Genomic DNA, 19,800 nt, shown 5'->3' with positions numbered 1-19,800 from the left:
ATTTTGTATAAAACATAAAGGAGTTATTATGAAAAAATACTTTCAAAAGCGCTATACTTTAGCCTTTTTTATAGGTATATTAGCGGGTATTTTCGGAGCTATTGTTAAATGGGGTTGGGAAGTACCTTTTCCTCCAAGAAATCCCAATGTTTTTTGGCCAGCAGATGCTTTAGAACGTGTTACTCCACCTAAAATTTTTCTAGAACAACTAGGCTTACCTACTGATTGGACTTATATGTTTTCAGGTATGCAAATGCCTTTGTCAATTTTTATAGTACATGTCGGTTTTTCTATTATTTTTGGAGTGGCTTATTGTATGATAGCGGAAAAATGGCACCGTATTACTATGTGGCAAGGTGCAGTTTTTGGATTTTTTGTTTATCTTTTTGCCCATGTTATTATAATGCCTTTAATTGCAGAAGTTCCACCACTTTCTGAAATTCCTTTTGATGAACACCTGTCTGAAATTTTTGGCCATATTGTTTGGCTGTGGGGCATGGAAATAGTTCGTAGAGATATAAGAAATCGTATAACCAAAGAAATAGAAGAATGAAAGGAAGCCTTTCATTCCATATCTAAAACCGCACCTTTACTAGCATTGCTAACAAGTTTTTGATACATTCTAAGCCATCTTGAAGACACCTCTTTTTGAGGCAATGCAAATTCTTTTTTACGTTTAGCAATTTCTTCTTCACTTACATTTGCATGGATAGTATAAGCATCTACATCAATTTCTATTTCATCTCCATCTTTTAAAAGTCCTATAAGACCACCTTCAGCTGCTTCAGGGGAAATATGACCGACGCTTAAACCCCTTGTAGCTCCACTAAAACGACCATCGGTGATTAAAGCTACATCAGCACCTAAACCCATACCCATTAAAAGTGAAGTAGGACTTAACATTTCTTGCATACCAGGACCCCCTTTTGGACCTTCATAGCGTATTACACAAACATTTCCTTTTTGCACCTTGCCTTTAATAATGCCTTTTATAGCTTCATCTTGAGAGTTAAAACAAACAGCTTTGCCTTTAAATTTTCTTTCTCCGATTATTCCTGCGGTTTTTATAACGCAACCTTGCTTGGCTAAATTTCCAAACAAAATGGCAAGCCCACCTACTTTTGAGTAAGCATTATCTACTTTACGAATGATATTTTCATCTTTGATTTTGGCATTTTTTAAGCGTTCTTTGAGACTTTCTCCTGTAATGGTCAGTGCATCAAGTTCTAAAATATGTCCTTGTCTGCTTGAAATTTCAGCCATAACTGCACTCACACCGCCTGCTTTGTGGATATCATCCATATAAACACTATTTAGCGATGGGGCTATTTTTGCTATGTGTGCAACTTTGCTTGAGATGAAATTTAAATCTTTAATATCTAGTGCTACCCCTGCTTCACGCGAAATGGCAAGCATGTGTAAAACTGTATTGCTACTTCCACCCATTGCCATATCTACTACCATAGCATTACGCACAGCTTTTTGAGTGATGATATTACGAATTTTAAAACGTTCATCTAGGGCGATTTCACAAATACGACGCGCTGCTTTTCTTAAAAGCTCTTCTCTTTCTTTACTTAAAGCTAAAATGGTTCCATTGCCTTCTAGTGCTATACCCATAGCTTCGCATAAGGTATTCATAGAATTTGCTGTAAACATTCCCGAACAAGATCCACCACTTGGACAGGCTGAACATTCTATATCTTTAAATTCTTCTTCACTAATTTTTTTGGATTCATAAGCCCCTACAGCTTCAAAAACAGAGCTAAGGCTGATCTTTTCTCCTTTTTTGGTTACTCCTGAAGCCATAGGCCCACCACTTACAAAAATGGTTGGAACATTGACCCTTAAAGCTCCCATTAACATACCAGGAGTAATTTTATCGCAGTTTGGAATACAGATTAAAGCATCAAGTTGATGAGCATTCATCACCGTTTCAATAGAATTTGCGATAAGTTCACGACTTGGTAAAGAATAAAGCATACCTTCATGTCCCATAGCTATACCATCATCTACGCCTATGGTATTAAACTCAAAAGGTACGCAACCATTTTTGCGTATCTCATCTTTAATGATTTTAGCATAATCATTTAAAAAATAATGCCCTGGGATTATATCTATATAGCTATTTGCTACACCTATAAAAGGTTTGTCAAAATCTTCATCTTTCAAACCACAAGCACGAAGTAAAGAACGATTAGGTGCTCTTAAATGTCCTTTTTTTATCGCATCGCTTCTCATTGTAACTCCTGATAATAATTTTTTAAATTATATTTAGCAAAGCTTAATTTTTGTGAAATTTATTTTGATATACATTTTCATAAATGATAAAAATTATTAATTGACAAAAATATTTTTTTATAATACAATACTTTTTGATAATCAAAAAAGGAGTCAAAATGAGACAATATGAAACCTATAAATGCCAAAAATGTGGCAATGAAGTAGAAGTTCAAAATGTAGGTGGCGGTAAGCTTAGTTGTTGTGGTGAAGAAATGAAATGTATCACTACAGATTTAACTGCAGTAAATTTAATGAAAGCTTTTGCAGGCGAATCTATGGCAAGAAACAAATACGATTTATTTGCTGATGTAGCTGAAGAAGAAGGTTGGCATGCGGTTGCTAGACATTTTAGAGAAGCGGCTGAAAATGAAAAATGGCATGCAAGAGCAGAATTTAAAGCTTATCATGAAATCGTTGATGGCAAACCTTTAGAAGTAACTACAAAAAACCTAGTAACTGCTGCAGAAGGTGAAAACTATGAGCACACAACTATGTATCCAAATTTTGCAAAAATCGCTGAAGATGAAGGCAAAAAGGCTATAGCGAGATTATTTACAGCTATTGGTAAAGTAGAAATCGAACACGAAAGAGAATATCTAGCGCTTAAAAAAATGCTCGAAGAAGAAGAATTTTTTAATAGTGAAGTAGAAGAATTATGGGTTTGTGAAGTATGCGGACATATACATCGTGGCAAAAAAGCTCCAGCAGCCTGTCCTTTATGTAAAGCACCAAAAGAGTATTTTAAACGCGAATTTTTGGGTTAAGTTAAGAAATTCTTATCCTTTTTAAGATAATATTATAATTATTTTTTAATAAAAGGATAAGAAAATGAAAAAATTACTATTTTTATTTTTTGCTTTAACGGCTTTTCTCTTTGGTGCTGTAAATATCAACACTGCAACACTAAAAGAATTAAAAAGTTTAAATGGTATTGGCGAAGCTAAAGCTAAAGCGATTTTAGAATACCGCAAAGAAGCAAATTTTACAAGTATTGATGATCTTAAAAAAGTTAAAGGCATAGGTGATAAGCTTTTTGAAAAAATCAAAAATGATATCACAATAGAATAAAAGGGCATTTTTGCCCTTCTTTTTAGAAAAATTTGAAAACTTTATTTGACACAAAAGAACTTTTAAACGAATTTGATATAAATTTAATCGGTATTGATGAAGCAGGACGCGGTGCTTTAGCAGGTCCTATGATGATGGCAGCTTGCAAACTGAACAAACAACTTGATGGGTTGTGTGATTCTAAAAAACTAAGCGAAAAAAAACGCGAAGAACTTTATGAAATCATCATCAAAAATTCAAACTATCTCATACTTGCTTTTTCTTCAGAACAAATCGACGCACTAGGCTTAAGCACTTGTTTAAAAAAAGGCTTAAAACTTATAAAAAAGCATTTTAAAACAGAAAATAACTTCTTATATGATGGAAACACCAACCTAGGTATAAACGGGATAAAAACACAAATCAAAGCCGACACTAGCATTTTGCAAGTAAGTGCAGCTAGCATACTCGCAAAAGTTAGTAAAGATAGAGTGATGAATTTCTTAGCTAAAGACTTTCCTTGTTATGAATTTGAAAAAAACAAAGCCTATGGCACAAAAGCTCATAAAGAATTTATAGCTAAATTTGGAATTTGCAAACTCCACCGAAAAAGTTTTAAACTTTTATGATTATTTTGCTAAATTTTGATGCAAACTCAAAGCACATTCTATACCATCTTTTATAGCCCAAACAACTAAAGATTGTCCTTTTCTAGCATCTCCACAAGCAAAGATTTTTTTATGAGTGGTTTGGAAATTTTCTGTGCTTATGTTGTTTTTCTCATCTAATTTCACTCCAAAATTTTTAGAGATAGCTTCTTCGCACCCGCTAAAACCCATAGCTAAAAGCACTAAATCCGCTTTATAAGTTTTTTTAGAATTTGAAATTTCGACATTTATAGCTTTGCCTTCTTTAAACTCGCGTTTTAAATCATTTGCTTCAACACCTTCTACATGAGTTTTTCCTAAAAATTTCTTTGTCATTTTTTGATATTCCCTAGGATCTTTGCCATATACAGCAATGGCTTCTTCTAAACCATAATCAGTAGTAAAAATGTCAGCTTTTAAAGGCCAAGGATTGTTTTGGCTTCTTTGCAAAGGTCTTTTTGGACTTCTTTCAAAACGCACTATAGATTTAGCCCCTTGTCTTGTCGCTACAGCGATACAATCCACACTTGTATCCCCGCTTCCTATAACCAAGACATTTTTACCTTTGGCCATATCTGCACCCTTGCCTGTTTTTAACAAAGTTTTGGTATTTTGCGTTAAAAAATCAAGGGCAAATTCAACCCCTTTTAGCTTTCTACCTTCTATATCAAGATCTATAGGCTTACTTGCTCCTGTACAAAGCACCAAAGCATCAAATTCTTTTAGAAGTTTTGAAACCTTATCTTTGCTGTCTATATTTTCATTCACTTTAAATTCAATCCCACTTTTTTTAAGCAAATCCACCCGTCTTTGAACTATACTTTTATCAAGCTTCATATCAGGGATGCCATACATCAAAAGTCCGCCTATTTTATCGCTTCTTTCAAAAACACTTACTTTATAACCTAGTGAATTTAAAGTATTGGCACAAGCAAGCCCAGCAGGCCCACTTCCTATGACAGCGATTTTTTTGCCATTGTATTGCTTAGGTTTATTTACTCTTACTAAATTTTCCTTAAAAGCATTTTCTATAATGGATAATTCATTATTTTTTATGCTCACACTAACACCATTTATCGCACACACACAAGAATCCTCACAAGGAGCAGGGCAAACACGACCGGTAAATTCAGGAAAAGGATTGGTAAGATCAAGTCTTTCATAAGCTTCTTTCCATAAAGAACGATAAACAAGATCGTTCCATTCAGGAATGAGATTGTTTAAAGGACAGCCCACATCTTTTCCTTCGCTCATCACACCCGTATGACAAAAAGCTACCCCACAATCCATACATCGTCCACCTTGAACTTCTTGTTCTTTTTTATCCAAAGGTATAGTAAATTCTTTGAAATTTAAAACCCTTTCCTTAGGAGCAATTTTTTTAAAATCCATTCTTTTAAAGTCTAAAAAACCTCTTGCATTTCCCATTTTTACTCCTTATTTAATATACTTTTTAGCTTGTCTATAATAATTTTTTTTCTTTCTTCTATAAAATTATTAAAATTTTCCAAAGATAAATCAACATCAGGAATTAAGTGTTTTCCTAAAAATTCCTTTCTATTTCCATTACATTTTTCATTTACCCATTGCTTTAAAGGTTTGTTATTTTTAGATTCATTTTCATTTGCATCAAGCATTTGTAAATTTGGTAAAGAATCATAAATATTAAAAGAAATACAATTATCTGTAGCTTTATAAAGTTTTTCATATTCTTTATATGCGGACTCTGGATGCAAATGATCTTTATGAAAATTATTATTTTTATAATCTAAATTTGGATAAAGTAAAGATAACACAGCAAACGCTTCAGGACTATTTTTACGGCATTCTATGACATTATTTTCTAAATATTCTTCATCTATTGTTTGTATATATTTTGCCTCTTTTTCAATTTCTTCCAATGGAAATAATTCTATTTCTCTATCAAAAAAGCCACTATTTTGCTTAAAATCTTTAATAAAAGCTTTACGCATGTTAGACAATACCGTATCACTACTTCCACCAAAAGGCTTTAAAATAATTGCCCTTAACAACCATTTTTTTATTATAGCTCTATTTTCATTACACTTGACAGAATCTACTATATTATTTGTCAAATTTTTATGATAAATAAAATATAAAATGGGTAAAATAGCATTATTTGATGAAAGTGTTTTTGCTTCAAATCCAAAACTTCTAAGCAATCTAAATGTTTCAATAAAAGCATTTTTTATGCCTTCCCATTTAGCTTCTATGGATTCTATAAAATTTTTATCAAAACTATTGATTTGAAATTTAATATTGTTATGGAATAAATATAAAAATCCTTTAAGGATTAAATCTTTAGAGATATCGAAATTTTCATTAATTTTATCTACAAGATTATTTATTTCTGTTCTTGCATCAATTTTATTCCAATTTGCAATAGCAATACTAAATAAAATATCAGAATAATCAAGAGGCTCACCATTTGAATTAATTCTAATAAAAATATTAACCGCTTTATCTGGATCTTGTTCTTCTTCTAAATAGAAATTAATTAAATTCTTATCAAATATCTTTTGATGCAATAGATCTAATCTATCTTCTTCATTTTCGTTTAAATTAAATTCTTTTGCTATTTTTCTTACTCTTCCTGAATCATATTGATATAAATACTGACACTTAAACCATTTTTGCTGATATTTATCAATATAAATATTTTGTTCTTTTGTTTCTAATTTATCAAGCCATAAAAATTCATATTCAATATTTTCATTTTCTGGTTTCTTGCTTTGAGTGAGATTAAAATAAAAATGACAAATTTTAAAATATCTATCATTGTTCTCCCATTTATTATATGATCTGTGAATATCATAATTTCCAAACAAAGCAAAATAAAGCGAAGTTAATCTTTGTTGTCCATCTAAAATCGCATAAAAATCTTTATGGTTTGAGGTGTTAAAATAATCATTATGCGTATGATACGATTCACGATAATATTCTAAAAATCTATAAAATTTCCAAGCTGTCTTGCTTTCATCTTTTACTTTCCAAAAAAGCATAGAACTTATAGGATATCCTCGTATTAGTGAATCAAATAATTCTTCTATCTGCCAAGGCTCCCAAACATACTCTCTTTGAAATGCTGGAAGTAAATATTCATTGTTTTTTATTCTTTGCATTGCTTCATTAATTGTTATTGGTGATTGAAATCCTGCCATTTTTACTCCTTATTTTTGTGTGATTTTCAAAAATGCTGCTAAATTTGGATCTTTTTCATTTTTACAAAGATCAAGCATTTTTAACATCTTTTCATAATCTCTTGGCATGACTTTAAAAAAGTCTTTTTTATCGAATTTTTCTAAAATATCTTTAGCCTTTTTAGAATCTGTATAAGTGATATGTTTTTCTATCACAGCTTTTAATTCTTTTTCATCCTTAGCATTAAGATCTTTAATATCCACAAGCTCGGTATTTACATGAGCTTCATTGTGTCTTCCAAAGATATAAACAACGCCCCCACTCATACCAGCAGCGAAATTCGCACCCACATCTCCAAGAACTACAACTTGTCCACCTGTCATATATTCACAACCATGCACGCCTGTTCCTAAAACCACAGCCAAAGCCCCTGAATTTCTTACACAAAATCTTTCCCCTGCTATACCATCTAAATACACTTCACCTTTTGTAGCTCCGTATAAACAAGCATTTCCTGCGATGATATTTTCTTCAGGTGAAAAAGTGGCTTCATTTGAAATTTTTGCTATGATTTTACCACCACTTAAACCCTTGCCTAAATAATCATTGCTATCGCCTATAATCTCAAGTTTAATACCCTTTAACAAAAACGCTCCAAAGCTATTGCCTGCATTGCCTATAGCTTTGATATGGATACTATCTTCATCTAAAGCATCTTTTCCATAAGTTTTTAAAATTTCACTTGAAAGCATAGTTGCAAAAGTACGACTTTGATTTCCTACTTCTAAAGAAAGTTTGATAGGCTCTTTTTTCTCCACAGCATTTTTACAAAGTGGTAGTAAAATTCTATAATCAATCGTTTTTTCAAGTTTATTGTCTTTATAATCTTTAAAATGCACAGCGGTTCTATTATAAGTAGGCAAGGATTTTAAAATTTTATCTAAATTTAGCTTTCCTGCTTTACCTTGCACACTTTTTTGGCGGAGTTTATCCACGCGACCTATCATATCATCTAGGCGTTCAAAACCAAGCCTTGCCATGTATTCTCTAAGCTCCTCAGCTATAAAATACATGAAATTAATCACATCATCTACTTTGCCTTTGAAACGATCTCTAAGTTCTGTATCTTGAGTGGCTATACCAAAAGGACAGGTATTTAGATGACAAACTCTCATCATTGTACAACCTAAAACAATCAAAGGAGCGGTTGCAAAACCAAATTCTTCAGCTCCTAAAAGTGCTGCTATGGCTAAATCACGCCCATTCATAAGCTTTCCATCAGTTTCTAATCTTACCCTATCTCTAAGCTTATTTAAGATCAAAGTTTGATGCGTTTCAGCTAAGCCTAACTCCCAAGGAATTCCAGCATGCGGTATAGAAGTTCTAGGACTTGCACCCGTACCTCCATCATAACCTGAAACAAGGATTAAATTCGCGCCTGCCTTAGCCACACCTGCAGCAACCGTTCCTATGCCATTTTCGCTTACAAGTTTTACTGAAATTTTAGCGTCTTTGTTCGCATGTTTTAAATCATAAATGAGTTGAGCCAAATCCTCAATAGAATAAATATCATGATGAGGAGGTGGGGAAATAAGCGTCACACCTGCAGTAGAATGTCTAGCCTTAGCTATCCAAGGATAGACTTTAAAGCCCATTAATTGTCCGCCCTCACCTGGTTTTGCACCTTGAGCGACTTTGATTTGAATTTCTTTTGCATGACTTAAGTAGTTTAAATCCACGCCAAAACGCCCACTTGCTACTTGCTTAATGGCTGAGTTTTTATCCACACCCTCTTTGATTTCATAGCGTTCTTCATCCTCACCACCTTCACCTGAATTTGATTTAGCACCTATTTTATTCATAGCCTGTGCTAAACACTCGTGTGCTTCTTTAGAAATAGAACCATAACTCATCGCCCCTGTTCTAAAGCGTTTAACTATACTTTCTACACTTTCAACCTTATCTATACTGATAGCTTCACTAAAATCAAATTCCATCAAAGAACGCAAATTAACTTGTTTTTCATCTACTAAAGCCGAGTATTTTTTAAAGCTTTTATAGTCTTTGTTGCGACAGGCTTGCTGAAGATTAAAAATCACAAGCGGATCGATTAAATGTTCTTCTTTAGCACTTCTAAAACCATGAATTCCTTTAGAATCTAAAGCCTTATGTGTATCGTTAAAAGCATGTTTGTGTAAAGCAATGAGTTCTTTTTCAAAATCTTCTAAATCCATACCTTCAATGCGTGAAGTTGTAGAAGTGAAGTATTTATCAATCACCTTAGAGCTTAAGCCCAGACATTCAAAAAGTGCAGAGCCATTATAACTTTGCAAGGTAGAAACCCCCATTTTAGAAGCAATTTTGACTATACCACTTGAACTTGCCTTGATGAAATTTTCTACCGCCTTTTCATAACTTAAATTTAAATCTTTATTGGCAATGAGTTTTTGTATACTCTCATAAACCAAATAAGGATTAATAACAGTCGCACCATAACCTAAAAGACATGCAAAATGATGAATTTCTCTAGGTTCACCACTTTCGATGATAAGACTTGTATGTGTTCTTAAATTTTTTCTTACTAGATGATTATGCACTCCAGAAACAGCAAGCAAAGCAGGGATATAAGCGTTTTTTTCATCCACTCCTTTATCGCTTAAAATGATAATAGAAACACCTTTTTTAACCTCATCTTCTATCTTAACGCAAAGTTCATCTAAAGCCTTTTCTAAAGTTTTTTTAGAATAATCATAAAGTATAGAAAATTCTTTAACTTGAAATTTATTTAAAGCCTTAACTTCAAAAAGTTCTTCATTGCTTATCACAGGCAAAGCTATTTTTACGCGTTTTGCATTGTTTTCATCGGGTTTTAATAAATTGCCTTCGCTTCCTAGATAAATCCTTGTAGAAGTAACGATCTCTTCTCTTATGGCATCAAGAGGAGGATTAGTTACTTGTGCAAAAAGTTGTTTAAAATAATTATACAAAGGTTGATAAGTTTTAGAAAGTATAGCCAAAGGAGTATCTACACCCATAGCTGCTATAGCTTCTTTACCATTTTGAGCCATAGCAGCCACACTCATTTTAAGCTCATCATAACTCCAACCAAAAGCTTTTTGGAGTTTTAAAACCTCATCTTCTTTTAAAAACTGATGTTTATAAACTCCGCTTTTTTGTTTTTCAAGTTCAACTAAATTTTTAAGCCATTTTTTATAAGGCTTAGCATTAGCATAATGCTCTTTGATTTCATTATCAGCTATAACCCTACCTCTTGCTGTATCAACGAGTAAAAGTTTTCCAGGTTCTAAGCGTTTTTTGGCTTTGATATTTTTTTCATCAAGTTTTAAAGCCCCTGTTTCACTTGAAAGTATGAGCATATCATCTTTTGTAAGATAATACCTTGAAGGACGAAAACCATTTCTATCCAAACTCGCCCCCATAATCACTCCATCAGTAAAAACTATAGCAGCAGGCCCATCCCAAGGCTCCATCAATAAAGAATGATATTCATAAAAAGCACGCTTTTTGCTTTCCATATTTTCATTTTTATGCCAAGGTTCTGGCACCATCATCATAAAAGCTTCTTCTAAAGTACGACCATTTAGAGCTAAAAATTCTAAAGTATTATCAAACATTGCAGAATCACTGCTAGGCTTAGCTATGATAGGAAAAATTTCATCTAAATTTTCAAAATACTCACTTTGCATCAAGCCTTCTCTAGCTCTTATACTATCAACATTTCCGCGTATGGTATTAATCTCTCCATTATGCACCATATAACGGTTTGGATGGGCTCTTTCCCAACTTGGGAAGGTATTAGTCGAAAAGCGAGAATGCACCAAAGCGATGGCTGATTTCATATTGACATCTTTAAAATCAAGATAAAAATCGCTCAATTGAGTTGAAAGAAGCATTCCTTTATAAACTATGGTGCGTGAAGAAAAACTTGAAAAATAAAATTTTGGCACATTAATAGCTCTTTTTTCTATAAGTCGACGCGTACTATAAAGCACTCTTTCAAACTCAAGTCCTGCACTTATTTTACTTGGTTTTTTCACAAAGGCTTGTAAAAAATAAGGCATAGCTTTTAAAGCACTTGCACCTATATCGCTAGGATTAAAAGGCACTTTTCTAAAACCTAAAAATTCAAGTTTTTTATCCTTTAAACCTTGTAAAAATATTTCTTTTGCTTCTTCTTTTGCATTAGTATTGGGTGATAAAAACATCTGTGCTACAGCATAATCACCCTTTTTAGGAAGTTCAAAACCCAATTCTTGAGTTTTAAAAAAATCATGTGGAATTTGGATTAAAATCCCCGCCCCATCACCTGAATTTTCTTCAGCTCCTGCACCACCTCGGTGTTCAAGATTCATCAAAATTTCTAAAGCATCACAAATAACCTTATAAGAAGCAATACCGCGTATATTAGCAACTGCAGCGATACCACAGGCATCGTGTTCGTTCTTTGGGTGATATAAACCTATGCTTTGATTATTTTCTAGGATATTTTCTAAATCCATTTTGCTCTCCTTATAAGACTGATTTAAATTTTGTTAGCTTTATAAGGATTATAGCATACATTTTTTTAAAATCGATATAATTTTTATCTTAAAAATAAATAAATTAAAAAATATTTTGATAGATTTGCAAAAATTATAAAAACATGGCGATAATACTACCCAAAATCAATAATGGACCATTATAAAAAATAAAAGTTGGTATGCAAGTATCTTTAATGTGATCGTGTTGTTTATCAGCATTTAATCCTACAGTAGTTCCCATGGTTGTTTCACTGGCTGGACTTCCTGCATCTCCTAAAGCTCCTGCTACTCCTAAGATAAATATAATAAGTGCTGTACTAAAACCAAGTTCCAAACAAATAGGACAAAAAAGCGTAGCTATGATAGGTATAGTTCCAAAAGAAGTACCTATACCCATAGTGATGATAAGTCCTATTAAAAGCATGAAAAATACTGCTAAAAATTTACTTTGCTCCATCCAAGGAACGACTGAATTTACAAGATCTACTACTGATCCACTTTCTTTTAAAACTTCTCCATATCCTGCAGCAACAAGGATAACAAAAGCTATAAAACCCATCATTTTAAGCCCATCATCAAAAACTTCATTGACTTTTGAAAATTCAACTCCACCCAAAATAACCATTAAAACAAAACCCAAAAGCCCTGATAAAGGTAAATTCATAGTCAAAATTTGCAAAATTAAAGTTAAAACAAGCCCAGCTAAAACACCCCATTCTTTACGCGTCATTTCAAGATTTTCTAAATCCACTTTAGCAATTTCTACTTCTTGATACTCTCTTGACTTACGATAAAACACAAAAAGCGCTAGAAAAAGTCCTGCTATCATACAAATAGCAGCGAAATACATAGTATTTGTAACATCATTTAAAGATGCACTTACATTATTTGCATTTAAATTATCTTTTAAAAGATCTTGAAAAGTAAGTCCAAAGCCTACTGGCAAAACCATATAAGGCGTAGTAAGTCCAAAAGTTAAAGCACAAGCAACCGCTCTACGATCGATTTTAAGTTTATTAAAAAGACTTAAAAGAGGTGGAATCAACAAAGGTATAAAAGCTACATGAATAGGAATTAAATTTTGAGAAAAACAAGAAATCAAAGCTATAGACAAAAGCAATAAATATTTTTTATGAGATATAAAATGACTTACTATCTTAATCAAATATGCAGTTAAATTTGTCTTTGAAATCGCTGCGGCAATGGCCCCTAAAAGTATATAGCTAAGAGCTGTTTTTAAATTTTCTTTCATTCCGCTTATAAGTATATTCATAGTATCTACGAGTTCAAGATGAGAAAATACACCTGCAATAAGAGCTGAGATCAAAAGACTCAAAAGCACATTAAAACGAAACAAACAAAGTAAAGTCATCAAAACAACACTGATAATGATAGGATTAGTAAGTAAAGTCAAAATCATTCCTTAAATAATTTTAAAAATTTAATTGTAGAAAAAACTTAGTTAAAATGTAATAAAACTCGAACATATGATGATTTTATTTTAATATGTAAAATTATAAAAATAATTAATTTTTTTAATTTAAATAATTAATTATATTAATTATTTAAATTTTTAAAATTTATAATAAAATAAAAGATTATATAAATATTTAAGGATATTTCAATGAAACAGAACGATCAAAAAGAAAATCGTAGAGACTTTCTAAAAAATATAGGATTTGGTTTATTTGGCATTAGTGTATTGTCAAATTTTTCTTTTGAGAATTTTTTAGGAAGTAAGGCTTTGGCAAAAGAATTGCCTGATTTTAAAATAGAAGGTAAAAAAGATCTTATCTATCATGGTGAAAAACCATTAACAGCAGAAACTGAAATTTATGCTCTTGATTCTGATTTTACTAAACCTGAAAATTTCTTTGTTAGAAATAATGGCTTACCACCAAGCCTAGAAACGATAAAAGAAAGACTTCATAAAGGTTGGACTTTAGAAATCGATGGAGAAAGCATTATCAATAAAAAATCTTACACCATAGAAGATTTAAAAAAGAAATTTAAAACCTATACTTATGCCTTAACAGTTGAATGCGGTGGAAATGGTAGATCCGAAGTTATACCTAGCACAAAAGGAACTCAATGGGGTTATGGTGCAGTAGCTTGCGGTAGATGGACAGGAGTGCGTTTAAAAGATATTTTAAAAGATTGTGGTATCAAAAATGATGCGGTTTATATCGGATATTATGGCATAGATACAAAATTAAATGGTGAAGAAACTTCACCTATTAGTAGAGGAGTTCCTATTTCTAAAGCTTTACAAGATGAAACTCTAATAGCTTGGGCTTATGAAGGCAAAGATATTCCTTTAGTCAATGGCTATCCACTTAGACTTGTTTGTGGTGGTTACCCTGCAAGTACAAGCGGTAAATGGCTTTATAAAATTTCAGTAAGAAATAAAATTCATGATGGTGAAAAAATGGAAGGTTCTTATAAAGTTCCTGTAAATCCGGTAAAACCAGGAGATTTTAACTATAAAGGCGAGATGAAAATCATAGAATCAATGCCTATAAGATCTGTAATTACTAATATCAAAAATGGTTCTGAAATAAAAGCAAATAAAAAATTTGAAGTTAGAGGTAAAGCTTGGGCTGGAGAACTTGAAGTTAGTGAAGTTTATGTAAGCAATGATTATGGGGTAACATGGGCTAAAGCAAAGGTAGAAAAACCATTAAATAGATTAGCATGGCAAAAATGGAGTGCTCAAATATCAATACCAACAAAAGGATATTATGAAATTTGGGCAAGAGCTATCGATAGTCAAGGTAACAGTCAACCTATGGTTTTAGCACAGTGGAATCCAGGAGGATATATCAATAATGCATGCCATAGAGTTAATGTTTATGGAGTTTAAGTATGAAAAAAACTATATTGATCTTAGCATTGTTTTTAAGTGCAAGTTGGGCTCAAAATCTTGAAATTAACCCTGATACAGGATTGATTATCGATCCTGATTCACCTTTAGTGGAAGCAAATTGTTTAGCTTGTCATGGATCCAATCTCATTACCAATATGCATGCAAGTAGAAAAGCTTGGTTAGCAGCTATAAGATGGATGCAAGATAGTGAAGGACTTTGGGAAATAGAACCTGAAGATGAAGAAAAAATTTTAAATTATCTTGAAAAATATTATGGAGAAAAATACGATACAAGAAGAAGAATTCCTCTAGCTATACTCTTACAAAACAAAACTCATTGAAGAAATCATTTCTTCAATGATAAATTTACACATCCAAATGCTTTACATCTTTAGCGTGTGCTTGGATATAATCGCGTCTTGGTTCAACCTCATCACCCATAAAGAGATTAAAGGTATCATTTGCACTTTGTGCATCTTCAATAGTGATTTTTAAAAGTCTTCTTACGCTTGGATCCATTGTGGTTTCCCAAAGTTGCTCAGGATTCATTTCCCCTAAACCTTTATAGCGTTGTATAGTAGCACCTTTTTTAGCATTGGTTTCAACATCTTCAAGAACTTCTAAAATATCTTTATCAAATTCCAAGCCTCTATCTTTAATCTTATCAAAAATATAACTTGCTTCTTCATATAGTGGATGAGTGAAAAGTTCTTCATTGATCACAAGTTCTTCTAAGCCATTTTGAGTTTGAACGAAAGCTCGAATTTCATTTTCATTGATATAATGATTTAAGATATTGTGTCCTTGTGTTTCTAAAAATTGTTTGATTACACTAAATAATTCTTCATTATTTGCTTTAACTAAATTTGAATTTTCTATCATATAGCGTATCACAGAAATCACATTAAAACGCTTTTCAAGATCTTTTAAAATCGCACGATAAGCTGCGACGATTTTTAAATAATCTTTTAAATCATTCATTCCTATACCTTCATAGTTTAAACCTTCTATTCCTGTTTCTATCAGGTATTCGCTCAAAGCTTTTTCATCTTTTAAATAAATTTGCTTTTTAGCTTTTTTATAAAGATATAAAGGTGGTTGTGCTAAATAAATATGTCCATTTGTCACAAGTTCATTCATAAAACGGAAGAAGAAAGTTAAAAGCAAGGTTTGTATATGTGATCCATCAACATCCGCATCTGTCATGATGATGATTTTATGATATCTAAGTTTTGAAAGATCAAAATCTTCACCTATACCACAGCCAAAAGCGGTAATCATATTTTGAATTTGCTCAGATTTTAAAATTTTATCTAATCTTGCTTTTTCAACATTTAAAATTTTACCACGCAAAGGCAGTATAGCTTGGAAAGATCTTTCTCTACCTTGTTTTGCAGAACCTCCTGCAGAATCCCCTTCCACAAGATAAATTTCACTTTCACTTGGATCTTTACTTTGACAATCAGCCAATTTCCCTGGTAAAGTTCCTACGCTTAAACTTTCTTTTTTGCGCGTTAATTCTCTAGCTTTTTTCGCTGCTTCTCTTCCTCTAGCTGCCATTAAAGCTTTATTCATTATAGCTTTAGCTTCGATAGGATTTTCTTCAAAATATTTAGTCAAATACTCAAAACTTGCTTTTGAAACTATAGGACGCACATAAGTTGAACCAAGTTTTCCTTTGGTTTGTCCTTCAAATTGTGGTTCAGGCACCTTTACACTCACAACAGCGATCAAGCCTTCACGCACATCTTCGCCTGTGATTTTATTATCCTTTTCTCTAGCACTTGCATTTGCTTCTATATAGTTACTTATCACACGAGTTAAACCCATTCTAAAACCAGCTTCGTGTGTTCCACCATCTGGAGTTTTGATATTATTTACAAAAGAGAGTAAATTTTCACTATAAGTATCATTGTAAAGCAAAGCTACTTCAACATTCACATCTTCTTCATCTACGCTAAAGAAAATTGCTTTAGTTAAAGCTTCTTTTTTATTTAAGTCTGTAACAAACTGAGAAATTCCACCTTCAAAGTGAAAACTTTCATGTTTGCCTACGCGGTTATCTTTAAAATTTATAGTGATTTTTGGATTTAAGTATGCAAGTTCACGAAATCTTTTAGCTAAAATTTCATAATCAAATTCAGTCACTTCAAAAATTTGATCATCAGGCCAAAATTCTATAGTTGTTCCTGTTTTTTTACTTTTTCCTATCACACCAAATTCACTGATAACTTTACCTTCTGAAAATTCTTGACGATAAATTTCTCCATTTCTTTCAACTGTAGCTACAAGTTTTTTAGAGAGTGCATTTACAACTGAAACCCCAACACCGTGCAAACCGCCTGAAACTTTGTAAGTATCTTTATCGAATTTTCCCCCTGCATGTAGGACAGTTAAAACAACAGTTAAAGTTGGCATATTTTCAGTTGGGTGCATATCAACAGGAATACCACGACCATTATCACTAACTATACAGCTTCCTTCAGTAGTGATTTCTACATCTATAGTATCACAATGTCCTGCCATAGCTTCATCGATAGAATTATCCACAACTTCATAAATCATATGATGAAGTCCGCCTATGTTTGTATCTCCTATATACATACCTGGGCGTTTTCTAACAGCTTCTAGGCCTTTTAGGACTTTAATATTACTCGCACCGTAATTTTCTTGCATATTTTTCCTTTATCTTTTACTTGTTTTATTACAAAATCATAGGCATAATAATCATTGATAGTCCTTGGGATTTGACTATAAATGCTGAATTAGGTTCATTTACACTTAAAGTGAATTTTTCTTCTTCTATAGAAGTTAAGAAATCAAGTAAATATTTGATTTTTATAGTAAGATTAAATTCTTCACTTACTCCTGTTTGAATTTCAAGTTCTGTTTTTGCTTCCATATTGTCTAAACTTATACCTTCAAAGATGATTTTATCTTTGTTAAAATGAAGTTTCATTTTTTCAGTTACAACGCTGATTTTTTTAAGACTATCTATAAAATCTTCAGTTGAAAAACTGAGTTCTTGTTTGAAAGTTTTTGGTATAACTTTTTCGTAATCTGGAAATTTATCATTGATAAGTTTTGTAAAGAATTCAAAATTTTCATTTTTAGCGATAAGCATATTTTGATCATAAAAAATTTCTATTTTTTCATAGAAAAGTTTTTGCATTTCCATGATAGCTTTTTTAGGGATACTAAAACTAAATTCTTGATTATTTGCTTTTTCTAAAGTATAGATTGCAAGGCGTTTTGTATCAGTTCCTACGAAGTTAATTTTATCTGTTTTTATATCTAAAAATGCACCATTTAAGGAGTATTTTGGGTTGTTTGTATCAATACTTGGTAATATCTTTTTAAGAGAACGACTTAAGTCACTTGAATCAATGTCAAATTGGTTTTTTCCTTCTGTATTTGGAAAATTTGGAAAATCTTCATGATTAAACATAGGAAGTTTGTATTTTGTGCTTTTTTGTCTTATAAATAAGAAATTATCAATGGTTTCTAAAACAACTTCTTCATTGTTTAAGCTTTTAATAACATCTGCAATACTTTTTGCATTTGCAGTAGCAAAACCACTTGATTCTACGCGGATTTTTTTTATTTTATAGTTGATACCTATTTCATAATCACTAGCTCTAATAAGAAGTTTATCTTCATCAGCATGAAAAAAAAGATGAGAAGTAATGGTGCTTGAGTCTTTTTTTTCTACATAAGCATTACATAAAATCACTGCAGATTCTAAAGTATTTTTATTGATACTTAACTTCATTTTTTCTCCTTGGTTTATTTTAATTTTAAATTCGTTGTAATAATAAGCTTGTTGAAATTGTGAAATTCTTCAAAGCAAAATAATCAAATTTGTATTTTATCATACTTTGCTTAATTTCTTTTTTTCACACTCTAGAATTTATTTTTCACATCCTTTCACTTAACTTTGACTTTTAACAAGAATTTTGTTTTTAAGTTCTTCGATTTTTGCTTTTAAAGAAGCATCATTTTCTATCATTTCTGTGATTTTTTTAACATTATGTGAAATAGCCGTATGATCTTTCATTTCAAAATAATTCGCAAGTTGCGGCATAGTCAAAGCCGTAAGTGTCCTAGCTAGGTAAATCACAGTGCGTCTTGCTGTGACTATATTTTGAGTTTTTTTATTGGATTTCACATCGCTTGGTTTGATGTTAAATTCTTTACATACCAAAGATAAAATGTCATCTATAGTGATATTTTCTTTCTTTTCTTTGATATGATCTTTCATCACACTTTTGGCAAGTTCAAGTGTGATTTCTTGTCCTAGTATGGTTGCATAAGCATTTAAACTTATGATAATACCTTCTATTTCTCTTATATTATCCCCTAAAGAAGTGGCGATATAGTTTATGATATCATTAGAAAGATTGATATCGTTAAATTCACATTTTTTTCTTATGATGGCTATTTTTGTATCTAGTTGAGGTGGAGTTATATCAGCTATGATCCCATGTGCAAAACGACTTTTTAAGCGTTCGGTTATACCTTTTAGCATGTTGGGTGGATTGTCTGAAGTCATGATGATTTGTCCATCATTATTTTTGATTTCATTAAATATAAAGAAAAATTCTTCTTGAATTTTATCGGTTTTTCCTAAAAACTGCACATCATCTATAAGTAAAACATCGCAGTTTCTATACTTTTCATGAAATTTATCTAAAGAGCCATTTTTTAAATTTGAAGTAAAATCATTGATGAAATTTTCACTGGTAGCGTAAATAACTTTTTTTCCCATTTCTAAGCTTGCATTTCCAACTGCTTGAAGTAAATGTGTTTTTCCAAGTCCTGTAGGCCCATAAACAAAGATAGGATTATAAAGTTTTCCAAGCTTGTCTTTATGTATTATGGCTTTACATGCTCCATAAGCGTATTTGTTAGAATCCCCTACAACAAAACTTTCAAAAGTAAAAGAAGGATTTAAAATTGTGCTTTGTGCTTTTATATGAGCTATGTCGATTTTTGTGCTTTTGTTACTTTGTTTAGCACTTTGTGCTTGTATATTTATGATGGCTTTATTTCCACTTTGCACTTCATAAAAATGTGCGATTTTTTTACCGTATTTTGTTTGTATGAATTTAGCCATGAGTTCATTTGGAGCGTTAAAAACTAAAAGATCTGCTTTGCTTTGTTTTTCGTTGAATTTTAAATTTGATAAATAGTTTTCGTATTCGTTTTCGTTTAATTCTTTTTTTAAATTTTCAAGTATTTGGCTTGGATTCAT

Annotated in this window: 14 protein-coding genes; 6 read left to right on the top strand and 8 right to left on the bottom strand. The window is 31.8% G+C overall.

What is annotated here, in order from left to right; all coding sequences use genetic code 11:
* Positions 1–28 precede the first annotated feature (28 nt).
* Complete coding sequence (locus tag FBF11_RS00070; protein WP_002853079.1) at positions 29–553, top strand: YagU family protein; 525 nt, start codon at positions 29–31, stop codon at positions 551–553.
* Between the two features lie 11 nt (positions 554–564).
* Here FBF11_RS00070 and ilvD read toward each other — a convergent pair whose 3' ends face one another.
* Complete coding sequence (ilvD, locus tag FBF11_RS00065) at positions 565–2,241, bottom strand: dihydroxy-acid dehydratase (RefSeq protein ID WP_002853088.1); 1,677 nt, start codon at positions 2,239–2,241, stop codon at positions 565–567.
* Between the two features lie 158 nt (positions 2,242–2,399).
* Here ilvD and FBF11_RS00060 point away from each other — a divergent pair, with 158 nt between their 5' ends.
* The 3 genes from FBF11_RS00060 to FBF11_RS00050 all read left to right on the top strand — a co-directional run bounded on the left by FBF11_RS00060 (position 2,400) and on the right by FBF11_RS00050 (position 3,959).
* Positions 2,400–3,047, top strand: coding sequence for a ferritin family protein (locus tag FBF11_RS00060; RefSeq protein WP_002853081.1), 648 nt, complete (start codon positions 2,400–2,402; stop codon positions 3,045–3,047).
* A gap of 64 nt (positions 3,048–3,111) precedes the next feature.
* Complete coding sequence (locus FBF11_RS00055; RefSeq protein ID WP_002853093.1) at positions 3,112–3,351, top strand: ComEA family DNA-binding protein; 240 nt, start codon at positions 3,112–3,114, stop codon at positions 3,349–3,351.
* Between the two features lie 32 nt (positions 3,352–3,383).
* On the top strand, positions 3,384–3,959 hold the full coding sequence (locus FBF11_RS00050; RefSeq protein WP_002853153.1) for a ribonuclease HII: 576 nt from the start codon (positions 3,384–3,386) through the stop codon (positions 3,957–3,959).
* Here the strand turns inward: FBF11_RS00050 and FBF11_RS00045 are convergent, their stop codons facing one another.
* The 4 genes from FBF11_RS00045 to FBF11_RS00030 all read right to left on the bottom strand — a co-directional run bounded on the left by FBF11_RS00045 (position 3,960) and on the right by FBF11_RS00030 (position 13,100).
* The gene (locus FBF11_RS00045; RefSeq protein ID WP_002868314.1) at positions 3,960–5,405 is read right to left on the bottom strand and encodes a glutamate synthase subunit beta; all 1,446 of its coding nucleotides are present in this window, start codon (positions 5,403–5,405) and stop codon (positions 3,960–3,962) included.
* Positions 5,406–5,407: 2 nt separating this feature from the next.
* The gene (locus FBF11_RS00040; protein WP_002853121.1) at positions 5,408–7,159 is read right to left on the bottom strand and encodes a DUF262 domain-containing protein; all 1,752 of its coding nucleotides are present in this window, start codon (positions 7,157–7,159) and stop codon (positions 5,408–5,410) included.
* 9 nt (positions 7,160–7,168) lie between these two features.
* Positions 7,169–11,659, bottom strand: coding sequence for a glutamate synthase large subunit (gene gltB / locus FBF11_RS00035; RefSeq protein ID WP_057097102.1), 4,491 nt, complete (start codon positions 11,657–11,659; stop codon positions 7,169–7,171).
* Between the two features lie 133 nt (positions 11,660–11,792).
* Positions 11,793–13,100, bottom strand: coding sequence for a Na+/H+ antiporter family protein (locus FBF11_RS00030; RefSeq protein WP_079254422.1), 1,308 nt, complete (start codon positions 13,098–13,100; stop codon positions 11,793–11,795).
* A 204-nt stretch (positions 13,101–13,304) separates the two neighbouring features.
* Between FBF11_RS00030 and FBF11_RS00025 the strand changes: the two genes are divergently transcribed.
* Positions 13,305–14,543 (top strand): sulfite oxidase, encoded by a 1,239-nt coding sequence (locus FBF11_RS00025; protein ID WP_002868255.1) that lies wholly within the window; start codon positions 13,305–13,307, stop codon positions 14,541–14,543.
* Positions 14,544–14,545: 2 nt separating this feature from the next.
* Complete coding sequence (locus tag FBF11_RS00020; RefSeq protein ID WP_002868256.1) at positions 14,546–14,887, top strand: monoheme cytochrome C; 342 nt, start codon at positions 14,546–14,548, stop codon at positions 14,885–14,887.
* 25 nt (positions 14,888–14,912) lie between these two features.
* Here the strand turns inward: FBF11_RS00020 and gyrB are convergent, their stop codons facing one another.
* From gyrB to dnaA, 3 genes are all read right to left on the bottom strand, one after another.
* Entirely contained in the window at positions 14,913–17,222 is a 2,310-nt protein-coding gene (gene gyrB / locus FBF11_RS00015) for a DNA topoisomerase (ATP-hydrolyzing) subunit B (RefSeq protein WP_052949452.1), read from the bottom strand.
* Positions 17,223–17,250: 28 nt separating this feature from the next.
* Positions 17,251–18,318 carry a DNA polymerase III subunit beta gene (dnaN, locus tag FBF11_RS00010; protein ID WP_002855594.1) on the bottom strand — a complete coding sequence of 356 codons (1,068 nt, stop codon included), beginning with the start codon at positions 18,316–18,318 and terminating at the stop codon, positions 17,251–17,253.
* 159 nt (positions 18,319–18,477) lie between these two features.
* The gene (dnaA, locus tag FBF11_RS00005) at positions 18,478–19,800 is read right to left on the bottom strand and encodes a chromosomal replication initiator protein DnaA (protein WP_057042229.1); all 1,323 of its coding nucleotides are present in this window, start codon (positions 19,798–19,800) and stop codon (positions 18,478–18,480) included.

This window comes from Campylobacter sp. CFSAN093224, from assembly GCF_012897395.1.
Lineage (GTDB): Bacteria > Campylobacterota > Campylobacteria > Campylobacterales > Campylobacteraceae > Campylobacter_D > Campylobacter_D jejuni.
The sequence above is the reverse complement of the archived record's forward strand: the minus strand, read 5'-3'. Positions and strand labels throughout refer to the sequence as shown.